Origin of the sequence: Mycolicibacterium madagascariense (genome assembly GCF_010729665.1) — a bacterium.
Lineage (GTDB): Bacteria > Actinomycetota > Actinomycetes > Mycobacteriales > Mycobacteriaceae > Mycobacterium > Mycobacterium madagascariense.
Genome location: NZ_AP022610.1, coordinates 5695650 through 5712088 on the forward strand (window position 1 = coordinate 5695650; position 16439 = coordinate 5712088).

Annotated in this window: 8 protein-coding genes and 7 pseudogenes; 5 read left to right on the forward strand and 10 right to left on the reverse strand. The window is 71.4% G+C overall.

The features are described from left to right. Window positions 1–21: 21 nt before the first annotated feature. A pseudogene (gene trxA, locus G6N60_RS27050) lies at window positions 22–352 on the reverse strand (thioredoxin); the annotation flags it as partial. Between the two features lie 16 nt (window positions 353–368). After that, a pseudogene (gene trxB, locus G6N60_RS27055) lies at window positions 369–1334 on the reverse strand (thioredoxin-disulfide reductase). 528 nt (window positions 1335–1862) lie between these two features. On the opposite strand from trxB, the gene G6N60_RS28750 reads away from it, so the two are divergent. Further along, window positions 1863–2174: a hypothetical protein gene (locus tag G6N60_RS28750; RefSeq protein WP_246240129.1), complete on the forward strand. Its 312-nt coding sequence runs from the start codon at window positions 1863–1865 to the stop codon at window positions 2172–2174. Here G6N60_RS28750 and sigM read toward each other — a convergent pair. The 4 genes and pseudogenes from sigM to G6N60_RS27080 form a co-directional block, all read right to left on the reverse strand. Further along, a pseudogene (gene sigM / locus G6N60_RS27065) lies at window positions 2171–2739 on the reverse strand (RNA polymerase sigma factor SigM). The gene G6N60_RS28750 and the pseudogene sigM overlap by 4 nt on opposite strands. A gap of 58 nt (window positions 2740–2797) precedes the next feature. Beyond that, window positions 2798–6369: pseudogene (gene murJ / locus G6N60_RS27070) on the reverse strand (murein biosynthesis integral membrane protein MurJ). After that, window positions 6366–8752 (reverse strand): annotated as a pseudogene (locus G6N60_RS27075) (DUF6049 family protein). The pseudogenes murJ and G6N60_RS27075 overlap by 4 nt, the downstream one beginning before the upstream one ends. Next, complete coding sequence (locus G6N60_RS27080) at window positions 8749–9537, reverse strand: NUDIX hydrolase (protein WP_179969750.1); 789 nt, start codon at window positions 9535–9537, stop codon at window positions 8749–8751. Before G6N60_RS27080 ends, G6N60_RS27075 begins: the two are co-directional and overlap by 4 nt. Before the next feature lie 110 nt (window positions 9538–9647). Here G6N60_RS27080 and G6N60_RS27085 point away from each other — a divergent pair. Both G6N60_RS27085 and G6N60_RS27090 read left to right on the forward strand, forming a co-directional pair. Continuing rightward, window positions 9648–11173: pseudogene (locus tag G6N60_RS27085) on the forward strand (CCA tRNA nucleotidyltransferase). After that, the gene (locus G6N60_RS27090; protein ID WP_163730811.1) at window positions 11103–11615 is read left to right on the forward strand and encodes a pullulanase; all 513 of its coding nucleotides are present in this window, start codon (window positions 11103–11105) and stop codon (window positions 11613–11615) included. The pseudogene G6N60_RS27085 and the gene G6N60_RS27090 overlap by 71 nt, the downstream one beginning before the upstream one ends. On the opposite strand, the gene G6N60_RS27095 is transcribed toward G6N60_RS27090, so the two are convergent. Together G6N60_RS27095 and G6N60_RS27100 are read right to left on the reverse strand one after the other, a co-directional pair. Further along, a complete protein-coding gene (locus G6N60_RS27095) occupies window positions 11612–12382 on the reverse strand; it encodes a TIGR03084 family metal-binding protein (RefSeq protein WP_163730813.1) in 771 nt (256 codons plus the stop codon). The genes G6N60_RS27090 and G6N60_RS27095 overlap by 4 nt on opposite strands. Window positions 12383–12400: 18 nt before the next feature. Continuing rightward, window positions 12401–13681 carry an MFS transporter gene (locus tag G6N60_RS27100; protein ID WP_163743195.1) on the reverse strand — a complete coding sequence of 427 codons (1281 nt, stop codon included), beginning with the start codon at window positions 13679–13681 and terminating at the stop codon, window positions 12401–12403. A gap of 145 nt (window positions 13682–13826) precedes the next feature. On the opposite strand from G6N60_RS27100, the gene G6N60_RS27105 reads away from it, so the two are divergent. Next, window positions 13827–14426: a YqgE/AlgH family protein gene (locus G6N60_RS27105; RefSeq protein WP_246241083.1), complete on the forward strand. Its 600-nt coding sequence runs from the start codon at window positions 13827–13829 to the stop codon at window positions 14424–14426. 30 nt (window positions 14427–14456) lie between these two features. On the opposite strand, the gene G6N60_RS27110 is transcribed toward G6N60_RS27105, so the two are convergent. Further along, window positions 14457–14801 (reverse strand): hypothetical protein, encoded by a 345-nt coding sequence (locus G6N60_RS27110; RefSeq protein WP_163743199.1) that lies wholly within the window; start codon window positions 14799–14801, stop codon window positions 14457–14459. Between the two features lie 43 nt (window positions 14802–14844). Continuing rightward, window positions 14845–15738, reverse strand: a complete 894-nt coding sequence (locus G6N60_RS27115; protein WP_163743201.1) for an LpqN/LpqT family lipoprotein — start codon at window positions 15736–15738, stop codon at window positions 14845–14847. Between the two features lie 220 nt (window positions 15739–15958). On the opposite strand from G6N60_RS27115, the pseudogene G6N60_RS27120 reads away from it, so the two are divergent. Beyond that, window positions 15959–16439: pseudogene (locus tag G6N60_RS27120) on the forward strand (class I tRNA ligase family protein); the annotation flags it as partial.

Sequence of the window (16439 nt, forward strand, 5' to 3'; positions counted from 1 at the left end):
CCGTTGCCGGAGGCCGATCAGAACGACGTCGGACAGCTCGCGCAGCAGCGGCCTTGCCCTTCGTGCCGACGATGCGCTTGACCGGCTGACCATCCTTGAACAGGATCAACGTCGGTATCGACACCACCTGGAAGTCGCGGGCGGTGCCGGGGTTGGCGTCGACGTCCATCTTCGCGACGGTGAGTGCGCCAGCCTTCTCGTTGGCAATCTCCTCCAGCACCGGGGCGATCATCTTGCAGGGACCGCACCAGGTGGCCCAGAAGTCCACCAGCACGGGAGTGCTGCTGGACAGGACGTCGCTGGAGAACGAATCGTCGGTGACGGCGACGGTCGCGCTGGTGGTTTCACTCATGTCGGGCTCCTCGGGGTTAGGCGTCGGTGGCGTTGGTGGGGTTCAGCTCGGGGTCTTCGGTGTCGGCGAGCCAGCGCTCGGCGTCGATCGCCGCGGAACACCCGCTGCCCGCGGCGGTGATGGCCTGGCGGTACGTGTGGTCGACCAGGTCGCCGCAGGCGAAGACGCCGTCGACCGAGGTGCTGGTGGTGCGGCCCTTGACGGCGACGTACCCGTCGTCGTCCAGTCGACCTTGCCCGCGACGAGGCTCGACCGGGGATCGTGACCGATGGCGACGAACACGCCCGTGACGGCGAGCTTCGACTCCTCACCGGTGACGGTGTCGCGCAGGCGCACGCCCGTGACCTTGGCTCGCCCTCCACCTCGGTGACCGCGGTGTTCAGCAGGAACGTGATCTTCGGGTTGGCCTTGGCGCGTTCGAGCATGATCTTCGACGCGCGGAACTCGTCGCGGCGGTGGATGAGCGTCACACTGCGGGCGAACCGGGTCAGGAAGGTGGCCTCCTCCATCGCGGAGTCGCCACCGCCGATCACGGCGATGTCCTGATCGCGGAAGAAGAATCCGTCACACGTGGCACACGTGCTGACGCCGGTGCCGATGCGCTCCATCTCGCCGGGAACGCCGAGCTGACGGGCGGCCGCGCCCATGGCCAGGATGACCGCGCGTGCCGGAACGTCTCGTCACCGACGGTCACCGTCTTGACGGGGCCGTCGAGCGAGACGTCGTCGACGTCCTCCATGCGCAGGTCGGCGCCGAACCGCAGCGCCTGCTCACGCATCTGCTCCATCAGTTCGGGGCCGGTGATGCCGTCCTTGAAACCCGGGTAGTTCTCCACCTCGGTGGTCGTCATGAGGGCGCCGAATTGCACGCCCTCGAACACCAGCGGATGCAGCTGGGCACGCGCGGCGTACACGGCCGCCGTGTAACCAGCTGGGCCGGAACCGATGATGATCAGGTCGTGGACGGTGTTCGGTGAAGTCATTTCCGCCTTTCTGGGTACGCCTATAACACCAGCGTAAGCCCGGCTGTTCCGCGACGGCGCCTCGGACGCGTCACCGGCGGCCCCAGCGGCGCCACCGCCGGCGGCCCGGTGGCGGACCGAGCGCAGGGCGCGCTCGACGCGCGCGGTGACGTCCGGCGGGACGGCGTCGGCGGTCTCGGCGTCCGCGGCCAGGGCGGCCAGTTGCTGCGGCACCCGGTCCAGCGCGGCGAGGCGGTCGGCGACGTGTGGATCGGCAGCGGCACGGCTGCGCAGGCGGGCCGCGGTGCCCTCGTCGAGCAGACCGTCCCGCAGCGCGGACAGCAGTTCCCACGGGACCCGATCGCCGTCGTGATCGTCTGCCACGCTGTCCACCGAACGCGTCTCCTGCCGGGTCGAGCCGTCGCGCGTCAGTACACCATTGCGCTGCCCGTATCGGGAATTCCGCGGCTCGCCCGTTCGTTGGCTGAGGGGTAGCTGATAAGGCCCTCGGCCACCTTGACATCTCGCCGAACACGAACGAAGGCCCTCATGCGCAACATCCGTCGACTCCTCGTCACCGGCGCCTTCGCCGCCATGGCGAGTTCAGGTCTGATCGCGTTCGGAGCCGCCACCACGCCTGACTCCAGTCCCGTGGCGTGCGACCAGAACATCGTGCCGTACGACCCGTACCACCAGACGTGTGGCATTCCGAACCCGATCCCCGCCGTTCCCGGCGCCTCGCCGGGCGCGGGCACCATCATCGCGTGCCGCAACATCCCGGGCTGCCTGTCGCAGGCGGTCAACGGGCCGCAGCTCGTCGCCGTGCCGCGCACCGACACCACGGTGCGGCAGAGTCGCTAGCGGGCCGTCGCGACGCCGTCGAAGGACGCCAGCGACTGGGCCAGCTTGGCCCGGGCCCGCGAGCATCGACTCTTGACCGTGCCCTCGGGAATCCCGAGCAGGCGGGCGGTCTCCGCGATCGAGTAGCCCTGCATGTCGACCGCCACCACGACCGCGCGTTGATCGACGGGCAGCCGCAGCAGGGCGCGCTCGACGACGATCGCGGTGTCGACGCGCGCAGTCGGGTCCCCGATCCGGCAGTCGTCGTCCCCCAGCGGGAGCGCGGCGTGAGTCTTGTTGCGCCGCAAGCGGTCCAGACAACAGTTGACGACGATGCGGTACAGCCAGCTGCTCACCGACGCGTCGTGGCGGAAGGTCGGCGCCTTGCGTGGGCGGCGAGCATCGCCTCCTGCAGGGCATCCGCGGCGTCCTCGGGATGGCGGCTGGTCACCTTCGCCAGCCGGTAGAGCTGCCGCTGGTGGCGGCCGAACAACTCCGCGAAGGCATGTCGATCCCCGGCGACGTGCGCGGCGAGCAACTCCGCATCGGTGCGGTCCCGACCGTCGTGCGACGCGAAAGTCCCCATGCCCGAACAGTAATGAACGCGCCACCCCTGCCCCGACACTTGTTGTGGGGCGCCTGACTCAGGAAGCGGCCTTCAGCGTGATCTCGGAGAGGGCGCTGACGCTCTTGCCGTTGACCGACCCCAGCGTGGTGATCCACACCAGCAGGTTGGAGACCGGCGTCGGGTTGTTGATCGTGATGGTGTTCGTGCCCGGTTTCATCGGCGTCGGGGGTGTCAGCTCGGTGGTCTCGTCGAGCGTCGCCGGCGTCGGTGACTGTGCCGAGCGAAGTTGAATCGACGTGCCGGTGCTGTTGAGGTTCAACGTCACCGACCCGATGGCCGTCGGCTGCGGCAGCTGCAGGACCAACCCGACCCCGTTCTTGAAGTTCGGGAACGGCACGGCGTCGCTGTAGATGTCGGTGGACCAGCTCGTCGCGGGATTGCCGTCGATCGCGTTGGCCGCGTCCGCGGGATTGTCGGCCTCACCGCCGGGCGAGACCGTTGCGCGAACGGGTTTCACGATCGCCGTGCTCGGCGCACTGGCGCCGGTGCTGCTGCTCGTCGGTGCGTTGAGCCCCAGCTGGTCCTTGTCCAGCGGACCGCCGACGTCACTGAACACGCCCCCGCAGCACCGTCGCCAGCACGACGAGGGCGACGACGAGGATGGCACCCGCCACCGCGGCGCCGATCAGGACGCCCTTGCGGCGCTTGGCCTTGGCCTCGGGGTCGTCGTCGGCGGCGTAGCGCGCACGGGGGCGCCTCGGGCTGGTCGATCGGCGCGATCAACTCCGTGCGGTCGGCGACGGCGGTGGCTTGCTGCAGCAGGTTGAGCAACGTGGGCGCCGACCTGATGCCGCCGTTCTCCTGCACGGCCCGCACGGCCGCGGCCGAGATCTGGAACGGGATGGCGCGGTCCATGCTGCGCGGCTCCACCGGCTCGCCCGCGGGATCCCGATCGGCGGCCGCCATGCCGCTGCGCACGCCGGACTCCGGCAGGGGCCAGCGGTTGACCAGCAGCGCGTAGAGCGCCGCTCCGATGCCGCGAATGTCGTCCTCGGGCGTGGCGGTGGGCAGCGTCGCCGGGAAGGCGAGCGCGACGTCACCCTCGATGCTGACGCGGATCCTGCCCGGGTGGTCGATCGACAGCGCGACCCCCGCGCGGTGGGCGGCCTCCGCGGCGGCGGCCAGCGACTGGACCGCCCTGGCACCGCCGATCGCCGACGGCGCGGTCTCGGCCACCTCGGCCAGCGACCCGCCGCGAATCCACTCCGAGACCACCAGGCCGCCGGAGCCGGTGCGGGCGACGTCGAGCACGCGAGCCACGCCGGTCGAGTTGACCGAACTCAAACGCATTGTGCGCGAGAGGATCTCGGTCAGTTCCTCGTCGGGAAGCACGGCGTCGGGATCGATGAAGGTCAGAGCGACCTGACGGTCGAGCACCGTGTCCATCGCATGCCAGAACTGCAGGTGCGGAGGCCCGCCGTGAAACACCAGGAGGCGGTAGCGCCCGCCGGCGATGGTGGCGCCGGGAATGAGGTGGACCTCGTCGTCGGCCGTGGCGGCCTCGATCGCCGGTTCCCCCGGCACGGCAAACGCCGTCGGTTCGCGGGTGGGGTCGCCGGCGTAGTCGGCGGGAGGCCGTCCCGACGGCGGCAGATGAGACTCCGCCGGCACGTCGGGTTGGAAGTCGTCGACGCTCTGTCGCGGGATGCGGGTGGTCGCGCCGCTCGCCTCGGGTGCGGAATCGCCCGCGGGGTCGTCGGTCACCGCTGGTCCTTTCCGAAGCCCGGCACCGGCGACGGTCGCCGGAGGCCCGCCCTGCCACGCCGGAGGAATTTGACGCGACGGTAACGGACGGAAATTGCTCTGATCAGAGTACGTGAGGGGCATACCGCGGCGAGGTGGGTCGGGCACCCGACCCGGGACGGGTTCGCTCGGAACGGCTCGCCCGCGTCCGAGCCGGCGCCGGACCGCCGCGGCGGCGGCGAGCGCGTCGGGCACCTTGGCGGTCAGCAGCACCGTCGCGATGATCGGCGCCATGATGAGGCCGAGCACCAGCAGCCGCAGGATCGACCCGGCGCCGCCATGGTGCTCGGTGAGCGTCCAGGCCCAGCAGTCGGTCGACGACGTGCGCGACCAGGCCCGCGAGCAACGACCCGCCACGGTGACGAGGATGGTCCGCACCACGTCGAGGCTGATCATTCGTCCGCCCGGCGGTTTGAGATTGGCCCTCAGCATGACGTGGCCGACGACGGCACCGGCCAGGAAGCCGAGCCCGTTGGCGAACCCGAGATAACCGGCGACGAGTTCGGGATCGTCGGTGAGATGCGGCGCGGCGAGCGAGGCGATGACCTTGACCGCGGTGATCACGACGATGAGCACGATGGGGGTCCACGGCTGTTCCCTGGCATAGAAGACCCGCGTCTGCAGCAGCAGCATCGAATACGGCAGCAGGGTGAACGCCGACAGCGTGAGCGCCATCCCGAGGTAGCCGGCGTCCACCTGGCCGAAGTTCCCGTACGCGAACAGCGCACTGCCGATCGCCGGGCCCGCGACGGTCATGAACGCCACGACCGGGATGAGCGTCAGCAGCGTCAGGCGGGTCGCGAACGACAGGTCGGCGAGCACCGCGGGCTGATCGTCGGCCGCGGCGTTGCGCGAGAGCCGCGGCATCACCACCGTCAGCACCGTCACGCCGATCATGCCGAACGGGAGTTGGAGCACGAGCCACGCGTAGTTGTAGATGGCCGGGCCCGAAGCCGCTGCGTGACTGGCGATTTGGTTGCCCACGATGAGGCCGGCCTGGCTGATCAAGACGTAGAGCACCATGGCGGCGGCCATCCCGCCGAACTTCTTGATCCGGTCGTCGAGGCCCCACAGCGGGCGCATGCTGATCCGCTCGCGGCGTACGGCGACGAACACCATCGCGGTCTGGGCCACCACGCCGAGGGTCGTGCCGATGCCCAGGACCAACAGCTTGGCGGTGCCCATCGCGACGGGGTTCAGCGACAGTTCGCCGGGCACGACGACGAAGACGCCGAGGATCGCCAGGCCCACCACGTTGTTCAGCACCGGCGCCCGCCGGCGGCCCAAAGACGTTGCGCGTGTTGAGGATTGCCATGAACACCGACGACAGGCCGTAGAAGATGATCTGCGGCAGCAGCAGGTAGGCGAACGCCACGGTCAGCGATCGGTCGACCTTCGGATCGCCGCCGAGCATCAGTCGGACGAGCAACGGCGCGGCGGCCACCGAGACCACCGTCGCCACCACCAGCAGTGCGGTCGTCAGCGTCAGCAGGCGGCGTACGAACGCCGTGCCCCCGTCGGCGTCGTCGCGCTCCGCGCGGGCCAGCACGGGTACGAAGATCGCGGTGAACGTCGCCTCGAGCACCAGCGCGGCGATCAGGTTGGGCAGCTGGTTGGACACCGAGAAGGCGCTCAGCAGCGGTCCGCCGAGGATCGTGGCCAGCAGGAGGATGCGGAGGAAGCCGGTGATGCGGCTAATCAACGTCGCGAGCGCCATGCCCACGACCGCGAGACGACGGCCGAGTCGGTCAGTTCGGGGGCACCGGCGCGGCGGCGCGGCGCTGCGCCCTGCGGGATCCGCTGCGGTGCGCGCGGCGGCACCCTGGGCGGCCGGACGGCATTCACAGGGGGCCGTCCTCGTGGGCCAGCGCGACGTCCAACGGGTCCGGCCTGCGCTCACCGTCGCGCCGCGACGGGCGGTCGAGGTCGGCGCGGTCGGGTTGGCCTCGGAACCGATGCCACAGCCGGCGTCCCGCGAGCAGCACCAGCACCGCCCCGGCGGACAGCGTGATGAAGAACAGCACCTTGCCGTAGGCGTTCGAGTGCACCGACAGCCGCACCGGTTCGCCAAGGGCAGACCGTCGGCGGTCTGGAGGGCGACGTCGACGGCCACGCGCTGGGTGAAGTGCACCTCGATGGGCACGCGCAGCGGCAGGTAGCCGGGAGGCAGTTCGATCTCGCCCATGTTCGTCACGGTCATCCCCGGCGGGGCGTCGACGTCGAGGCGCACCCGGATGGGCACGGGCAGATCGTTGCGCAGGGCCAGCGGCAGCGGACTGCGTTCGGTCGCCAGGGTGTAGGAGCCGCCGGGGTTGACGATCGTGACGGCGTGCAGCAGGTCCTCGACCGTGGTGCCGACGACGCCGACCCGCTGCCCGCCCAGGCCGTTGCGGGCATCGGGGGCGACCGACTGACTCAGCGCCCGCAGCATGTCCTCCCGCAGCGGCGCGGTGTACTGCGGCCCGGTCAGGCCGGTGCGCGGGTCGGTGGTCAGCGCCCCGGTCAGTCCCCACAGCCGAGCGGTGACGTTCGAGATGTCCGACGTCACGTCCGCGTCGATGTGGGACCGCGGGTTGCCGAGCGTCTCTGCCGGTAGCGGAGCCACCTCCGACGGCGGGATCGCGCTGCTCTCGGCGAGTACAGCCGACAGCGGCCTTGGTACGGCCAGCCCGGACCGGATCGCCGAGGCCAGCGTCGAGAGCACGGCTTGGGCCTCGTCGGGGGGCAGGTTCCAGGCCAGCGGCGGGATGAGCAGCTCGGTGCGGGGCTCGGTCTGCGGCCGCAGCGCACGCCACAGCACGGCGGCCAGGGCGTCTTCGCGGCGCGCGATGGAGGAGTCGTGGGACAGCGGAACGTCGAGGGAGCCATCGAGATAGGACGGGGTCACCGGCGTGGTGCCCGCACCGGCCAGCGCCGCGCCGACCGCGGGGTCGAAGGGCGCGGCGACCACGTTGGCGTCGTAGCGACGCGGGGCGAGGTCGATGGCCGCGGGGTCGTCCGCCGTCGAGTCCTGGGCGACGGACTCACCGGCGGCGATCGCCACCGTCGGACCATGCGAGGACAGCAGCTTGACCGCGGGCCCGGTCGGGGCCGTCGCCGACCAGGGTGGCGCCGCGGGTCGACGCCACGCCGAGGATCTGGTCGACGATGTCGGCGCCCTCGGTCGTCGCGGTCGTCGAGCCCGGGTCCCCGACCCTGGCGAGGGCTCCCAGATCGGCCTGCGCGTAGACCGTCGGGGCCACGCACAGCCGCTGGGCGAGCGTCCGCAACCGGCCCAGCCAGTTGACCGCCGCGTCCTGCCCCGTCCCGGCGTGCGTCGGTGAGGCCAGGCCGCCGGCGGGATCGTCGTTGACGACGTAGCCCGCCGTCATGGCGTTGACCGTGACCAACAGGTCGGGATCGACGGCCAGGCACAGGGCGGCGCGCGTCTCCCCGGCCGGGTCGACGGCGGGACTCGTCGCGAAGTCGGCGGCGGTCAGCAGCGTGTCGAGACGCCCGCCAGGGGCCAGCGACGCGGCGAGCTCGTCGTCGACGAGCCGGACGGGGGTCGTGCCGCCGGGAACGCCCGCGGCGAGGCGGGGCTTGTCGGCGAGCGGCCACAGCATCGTCACGTGGACGGGTCGCGACGTGTCGGGCGGGACGACGGCGGTCACCGCGTCGTCGGTGCCGGCGGGCGTGCTCGGGTCGGCGGGCACGCCGAGGACGGGCAGCAGGAACCGGGCGTCGTCGAGGCGGGCCGGCGCGCCGTAGTCCGGGTGCCGTTGACGTTGACCAGCGCCGGGTAGATCCCCGGCTGGTCGATGCGCAGCGAGGAGTCCGCCGAGCGCACCGGATAGGACAGCGTGAAGGGCATGTGCTGGCCCTGCGCCAGCTCCGGTGCGACCGTGACGAAGTTCGCGACGGCCTCGTATTGGTCGACGCCGCCGGTCAATTCGGTGCGCAGCCCGGTCGACGACGTGACGGCGGGGGCGTGTTCGAGGCGCACCATGATGTCGTGCACGGGCCGGTCGCCGACGTTGGTCACCGTCCCCGACACGGTCACGGTGGGCTCGGTCGTCGTCGTGACGGTCTCTGGGGTGATGGAGTCGATGTGCAATTGCAGGAAGGGTCGTTCGCCGGGCTCCCCGGCGGCGGCGCGCGGCGCCACCCCGGGCAGGACGAGCAGCATCAGCAGCGCGAGGACGGTCAGCAGGCGCGACCCGGCGACACCCGCCGCGGCGCGCGTCATGGGCCTTGGCCGCAGCCGTTCGCCCGCCGGCCGGGTGGCGGTTGCGGGGATTGGTCGGGTCGGCGGTTGCGGGTGTGCGAATGGGTCTGGGGTCGGCGCCGCGGTGCGCTGTGCGGCAGCGGCGGCAGCGCCTCCGGGCCGTCGGAGTGCAGCTTGTCGATGAGCTCTCCGGCCACCTCGGCGAGCCGGCGTTCGTCGGCGTAGGCCAGCCGGGCGGGCAGCTCGACCAGCGGCACCCAGGCCACCTCGGTCACCTCGACGTCTTCGTCGGAGAGCTCGCCATCGAGGAATCGCATGAGGTAATGGTGCACGGTCTTGTGGACGCGGCGACCCTCGGTCACGAACCAGTAGTCGATGCTGCCCAGCGCCGCGAGCACGCTGCCCTGGATGCCGGTCTCCTCGGCGACCTCTCGGATGGCGGTCTGCTCGGCGGTCTCACCCTGCTCGATGTGTCCCTTCGGCAGCGACCACAGCATGCGTCCGCGCCGATCCACGCGACCGATCAGCGCAGCCACCTGGGCGCCCTTCGGGCCGTCGATGCCGTCGATCACGAGTCCGCCCGCGGACGTCTCGTGCACCGTGCGCAGCCGGTCGGGCGCGCGCCGGCCCTGTCGACCCGATGGGGTCGCCGCGGCGTCGGGACGGTGTCCGGGCGTCGGCCCGGGAAGCGGAGCGGCGGCGGTTCCGGCGGCGGCCGTGGCGCCTGGCTCGGGGGGACCGGCAGAGCGTCGCCCGCGGCGCCGTCCCCGGCGCCGTCGTGGTTTGGCTCGTTCGCCCTCCGACACCCAAGCGATAGTAGCTGCCAGTTGGAATTCGCCCTGGCCGCACTCGCCGTCGTGGTCGGCTTGTCGCCGGGTCGTAATACACCCGAGAGCGCCCACTAGGCTCAACGAACGTGCCGAACGATCCCGCTGCCAGCCCGCCTGACTCAGGGGAGCTGCTGGCTGCCGCGAAGGCGCTGCAGCCCCACGCCGCCATCCTCGGCGAGCTGGGGCGGTTGTTCGCTGACGCCGGACACGAGCTGTACCTGGTCGGCGGCAGTGTCCGCGACGCGCTGCTGCAACGGCCGCTGACGGACCTGGACTTCACCACCGACGCCCGGCCCGCGAGGTGCAGCAGGTGGTGCGCGGATGGGCCGACGGCCTGTGGGACACCGGCATCGAGTTCGGCACGGTCGGCGTCGGCAAGGGGACCGACCGCCTCGAGATCACGACGTTCCGCGCCGACGCGTACGACCGGGTCACCCGAAACCCCGAGGTGCAGTTCGGCGACCACCTCTCCGACGATTTGCTGCGTCGCGACTTCACCGCCAACGCGATGGCCGTGGCAATCACGCCGTCGGGCCTCGGCGAATTCCACGATCCGCTGGGCGGGCTGGCGGCAATCCGGCACCGCGTGCTCGACACGCCGTCGGCTCCGGAGGTGTCGTTCGGCGACGACCCGCTGCGGATGCTGCGGGCAGCGAGATTCGTCTCACAGCTGGGGTTCGGTGTCGCACCCCGCGTCCGCGAGGCCATGACGCGGATGGCGGGCGAGCTCGGCCGCATCACCGTCGAGCGCGTGGCGGCCGAGCTGGACAAGCTGATGCTGGGTGCCGACCCCGTGGCGGGCATCGACCTGATGGTGCAGACCGGCCTGGGTGACGTGGTGCTGCCCGAGGTGGGCGGGATGCGCATGGCGATCGACGAGCACCACCAGCACAAGGACGTCTACCAGCATTCGCTGACCGTGCTGCGGCAGGCCATGGACCTGGAGGGGCCCGGCGGTCCGGACCTGGTGCTGCGGTGGGCGGCGCTGCTGCACGACATCGGCAAGCCCGCCACCCGCAGGCGCGAGCGACGGCGGGTGAGCTTCCATCACCGAGGTGGTGGGGGCGAAGCTGACCCGCAAGCGCATGCGCTGAAGTACTCCAACCAGATGGTCGACGACGTCTCCGCGCTGGTGTATCTGCACCTGCGGTTCCACGGCTACGGGGACGGCAAGTGGACCGACTCGGCAGTGCGGCGCTACGTCACCGACGCCGGCCCTCTGGTGGAGCGGTTGCACAAGCTGGTGCGGGCGGACTGCACCACCCGCGACAAGCGCCGCGCCGCGCGCAGGCCAACTACGACGACCTGGAACACCGCATCGCCGAGCTCGCGGCCAAGGAGGACCTCCAGCGGGTGCGGCCCGACCTCGACGGAAACGAGATCATGCGGATCCTCGACATCCCACCGGGACCCCAGGTCGGCGAGGCGTGGAAGTACCTCAAGGAACTCCGCCTCGACCGCGGCCCCCTCGAGCACGACGAGGCCGTCGCCGAACTTCGGAAGTGGTGGAACGCCAAGGCCTGAGCGCGCGTCGAAGCAGGGTGGAGTACTGCCTTGGCGACGGGGATGGGTTGGCGGCGGCGTGGTCGGTGGAACCGAACGTCGACAGTGACGGCGACGGCGTCTTCGACGCGTTCGGACTCGACTTCGACGGGGACGGCAGGCTCGACGACGCGCTGGCCGACCTCGACCGCGACGGGGTCGCCGATCACCTGCTGCTGGATCTCGACGACGACGGGCGCGCCGAGGCGTCCTACACCGACGACGGCTCGGGCACGTGGGCACTGGGAGTCGACGGGCGCGCGGGTCCGTTGCGCTGGTTCGGGCTCGACGGCGCGGAGCACACGGGCGGTCCGCTGGCGGACGTCGACGGCGACGGCCAGGCCGACGACCGACTGCTGGACGCCGACCGCGACGGTCTCGCCGACCGGGCGCTCGTCGGTCGCGACGGCGGCCGCATCGTCTACGTGGACACCGACGCCGACGGGACGTGGGACCTCACCCTGACCGACGCCGACGGCGACGGTCTGGCCGACGCGGCCGGAGCGCCCTAACCGCGGCCGGCGCCCGGCGGGCCCGCGAACGCTTGCGCGATCGTCAGCCAGCGCGACGCGTCCGCGCCGACGGCCGTGACGTCGAGTTGGGCCGCCGGTCTGCGCTGGGTGACCAGCATGCAGAAGTCCTCGGCCGATCCCGTCACCCGCTGCGCGGCGTCCTGCGGACCCCATGACCACGTGTCGCCATCGGGGGCGCGCAACTCGACCAGGAAGGGTTCGGCGGGAACGGGCAGACCGTGCACGGTGAACGCGAAGTCCCTGGTGCGGACGCCGATGTGGGCGATGGCGCGCAGCCTGGCCGTCGCCGGCCGCGTGACGCCGAGGGCGTCGGCGACGTCGAGCCCGTGAGCCCAGGTCTCCATGAGCCGCGCCGTCGCCATCGACGACGCACTCATGGGCGGGCCGAACCACGGGAGCTTCCTGCCGTCGGCCACCTCGAGCAGTTCGGCGTGCAGCCGGGCGCGCGTGCTGCGCCACTCGGCGAGCAGGTCCGCCGGCGACGTCGTCGCGAGCCGCTCGGCGCCCGCGTCGACGAAGCCGGACGGGTCGGTGGCCGCCTCGCGGAGGATCTCGGCGAACCCCCGTTCGTCGGTCACCGCGACGACCGAGACCCCGTCGGTCCACCACAGGTGCGCGATCTGATGGGCGATGGTCCAGCCGGGGGCGAGCGTCTCGAGTCGCCAGCCGTCGTCGTCGAGCCCGGCGACCAGGTCGTCCAGGGCATCGCTCTCGGCGCGGAGGTCGGCTACGAGGTCGGTCAGCATGGCGTCACCATCGGCACCCTAGACCTGCCACGTCGCGCGCCTGCCGGTCACCGCGCTGGCGGCCATGCCGAGCAGGTACACGACGGCACCGGCGACGACCAGCCCAGGGGAGTGCCCGTCGGCGGGTATGACGGCGGCGCACGCCGTGATGGAGGCGACGAAGGCCACCCAGAACAGTGAGTCCTGCACGGTGAAGACGTGACCGCGCAGCGCGTCGTCGACGTCGAGCTGCATCGCCGAATCGCCGCACAGCTTGACCACCTGGCCGGCCGCGCCGAGCAGAAAACCGCAGGCCATCATGATCGGTAGGTCGAGGCCGACCGCGGCGAGCTGGAGGGCGGCGGCCGCGCCCGCGACGTTGACCGTGGCGAAACGACTCCACCGGCGCACGACGACCGGGGTGAGGAAGTTGGCCAGGAACGAGCCGAGGCCGGTCGAGGCGGCGAACAGCACGGCCACGCCGAGGCCCGCCACGTTCGCCGAGCCGGTGTGCCGCACGATGACCAGGACCAGCAGCGTGTTGATCCCGAACACCACGCGGTGGGCGATCACCCCGGACAGCGTCGCGGCCACGCTCGGCACGACGAACGCCGTGCGCAACCCGTACCCCCACCCGGTGGCGACGGCATAGAACACCGAGCCGTGGACGGCGCGTGACGAGTCGTCGGGTCCGAGCACGTGGGGTGCGAACCGCACGGACAGGAACCACGCGAGCGCCACGGGTGCCGCCGCCATGAACAGCGCGGCGGCCGAACCGCTATCACCGGCGCCGAACGCCCAGCGCGGCACCAGCATGAAGACCGCGCCGAAGAACAGCGTCGCCGCGCTGACGGCCGTGGCCACCGAGTTCATAGTCAGCACCTGCTCGCGGGGCACGACGTGCGGCAGCCCGGCCGAGAGCCCCGACGTCACGAAGCGGGTGAAGCCGTTGACGACCAGGGAGCCGAGCAGGATCCACGGGGCGCCCGCGCTGGAGGCGATGAGCACCGCGACCACGATCATCAGCAGCAGCCGGGCGAGGTTGGCGCCGATCAGGACGGTCCGGCGGTCCCACCGGTCCAGCAGGGCGCCGGCGAACGGACCGAGCAGCGAGTAGGGGAGATACAGCACGGCGAACGATCCGGCGATCTCCCACGGGCTGGTGGCGCGGTCGGGATTGAACAGCAGCGCGCCGACGAGACCGCCCTGGAACAACCCGTCGCCGAACGAGCTGGCAGCCCGCAGCTCCAGCAACCGGCGAAATTCGGGGAGGGCTCGAACCGCTCGCCACGGGACGAGGCGGTTGCGCGGCGAGGTCACATGTCATCCGATGTCGTGGGGGTGGTCGGCGGGCAGGTCGTCGTCGCGGGCCGACCGAACCACCCTACAAAGGATTCAGGTAACAAACGCCGCACGGCCGCGGTTGATCGCCACCATCGGCGAACGCTGGTGTCATGATGGACAGGTGTCGGAGGAACCGGATGACCACATCGCACCTGCGACGAACCGGGTCCGTGCGGGCACGCTCCTGCTCGCCAACACCGATCTCATGGAGCCGACGTTCCGCCGCAGCGTCATCTACGTCGTCGAGCACAACGACGGCGGCACCCTCGGCGTGGTGTTGAACCGGCCCAGCGAAACCGCCGTCTTCAACGTGCTGCCGCAGTGGACGAAGCTCGCGACGAAGCCCAAGACGATGTTCGTCGGCGGGCCGGTCAAACGCGACGCCGCCCTCTGCCTGGCCACCTTGCGGGCGGGGCGCCAGCCGCACGACGTGCCCGGTCTGCGCCACGTCCAGGGCCGCATCGTGATGGTCGACCTCGACGCCGATCCCGACGCCATCGAGCCCATCGTCGAGGGTGTGCGGATCTACGCCGGGTACTCGGGCTGGACCATCGGGCAGCTCGAGGGTGAGATCGAGCGTGACGACTGGATCGTGTTGTCGGCGTTGCCATCCGACGTCCTGGTCGAGCCGCGGGTGGATCTGTGGGGGCGGGTGCTGCGGCGTCAGCCGATGCCGCTGTCGCTCCTGGCGACCCACCCGATCGACGTCAGTCGCAACTAGCCGCTCTACGAAAGTCGTTGTGCGGCAGGATCATCCGCACGACAGCGTGCACGAGGCGCACGACCCCGCACAACCGGCACTCGCCGCGGCCTCACTGTCGGCGACGAGCTTGGCGCTCTGGTAGCACCCCGCCGCGACCGTTCCGACCGCACCGAGCACGCTGACCGCGACGGCCACGACCCCGGCCTGGTGCGGGGCGATCAGCGCGACGACACCGCCCGCGCCGAGCATCACCGCGGCGGCCAGCTGGGTGGGGACGACGGCCCGCAGCACCCGCGCGACGCCGTCGGTCGGCTGCCGCCGGGCCAGCGACCAGAACCCGGTCGCGGCGCTCACCAGGGCGGCGCACAGGCACAGCACGGCGGCGATCAGCATGACCCCACCATACGAGGCCCGGCGCGGGGGTGCGGGTGGGGGCTCAGCGGTGCAGGCCGAGCGGCTGGGCGGCCGCGGGCAGGATGGCGGGTGCGACGGGGGCCTGGGGTGCGGTGGGTGCGTTCGGCGCTGCGACGGGCGCGGCGGCCGGCGGTGGCGGCGCATCGGGGGACCCGACCCGGAACCCGTTGACGATCGCGTCGGTCGCCGACCCCGCCGCGACCGACACGTCGGCGCTGGTGGTCACCGACAGCGTCACCAGGTACTTGTCCGGTCCGGAGGTCGCGAGGACGTGCCGGCGCGAGGTGTTCAGCGTGAGGTTGTTCTGCCGGTAGGTGCCCTCGATGGCGGCCGACGGCATGCCGCCGAAGTCTGCGAGCGAGCCCTTGATCGGGCGGAACGCCGGGAGCTGCTGGGAGTCGATGAGGCCGTGGCTGATGGCCTCCTTGGGGTCGAAGTCCCCGACCAGCTTGTAGACCTGGAGCGCAGCGTTGGAGGTGTAGAGGCCGTCGCCGCCGACGCGGTCGGCGATCACCGCGAAGGCGTCGGGCACGTTGGGGTCGGGCACCTGGGCCCAGCCGGTGGGCATCGGGAGCACGATGTTGAGGGACTTGAAGCCGTCGGCCTTCTGCGGCTCCATGGCGACGTTCTTGGACTTGAAGAAGTCGGCGATGGTGCCCGAGGCGGCGGGGACGATGGTGCTGATGGCCGGGGCGGCGGCGATCGGGGTGGCGACGGTCAGCTCGTTGGGCCCGGGCGCCGCGGCGGGTGCGCCCGCCTGCACCGTGACGGTCTGCGTGACGGTGGCGGGGGCGGGGGCGGGCACGGGGGCGGCGGGCTCGGCGGAGGCCGTGGTGCCTGCGAGACCGAGTACGCATGCGGTGCCCGCGGCGAAGCCACCGGCCAGAAGTCCCCAGCGACGGGCAGTTTCGAGCATCTCAGCGTCGGTCCTTCCGGCTCAAGCGATGTCGTCGGGGCCGAGGGATCCCCGGCCAGGCGCCGACTGTATCCATGCCGCGATCGCCACCACTAGGCCCGGGATCGACCTGCAACCATGCCCTGACCCCACTGCAACGGTTCCGATACCAACGTGTCGGGCGGGTCGGCCCGCGAATGGCGATTGGGGCTCAGAGCAGCAGGTGACTACCCTGTTCGGCGTGACTGATGGGCAAGGCGCCTCGGACGCCTCAGGCACCCGGCACCGCTACGACGCGGCGCTGGCTGGGGAGATCGAACGTACCTGGCAGCAGAACTGGGACCGGCTGGGAACGTTCCACGTGCCCAACCCGGTCGGCTCGCTGGCGCCCACCGACGGCTCCGAGGTGCCCGCCGACAAGATGTTCGTGCAGGACATGTTCCCCTACCCCTCCGGCGAGGCCTGCGTCGGTCATCCCTGGGCTACATCGCCACCGACGTGTACGCCAGGTACTTCCGTATGACGGGACGTAACGTGTTGCGCGTTGGGTTTCGACGCGTTCGGGTTGCCCGCCGAGTACGCGGTGCAGACGGGGACCCATCCACCCGCACCGAGGCGAACATCGTCAACTTCCGTCGCCAGCTGGGCTGGGGCTCGGCCACGACGCCCGGCGCAGCTTCTCCACCACCGACACCGACTTCTACAAGTGGACGCAGTGGATC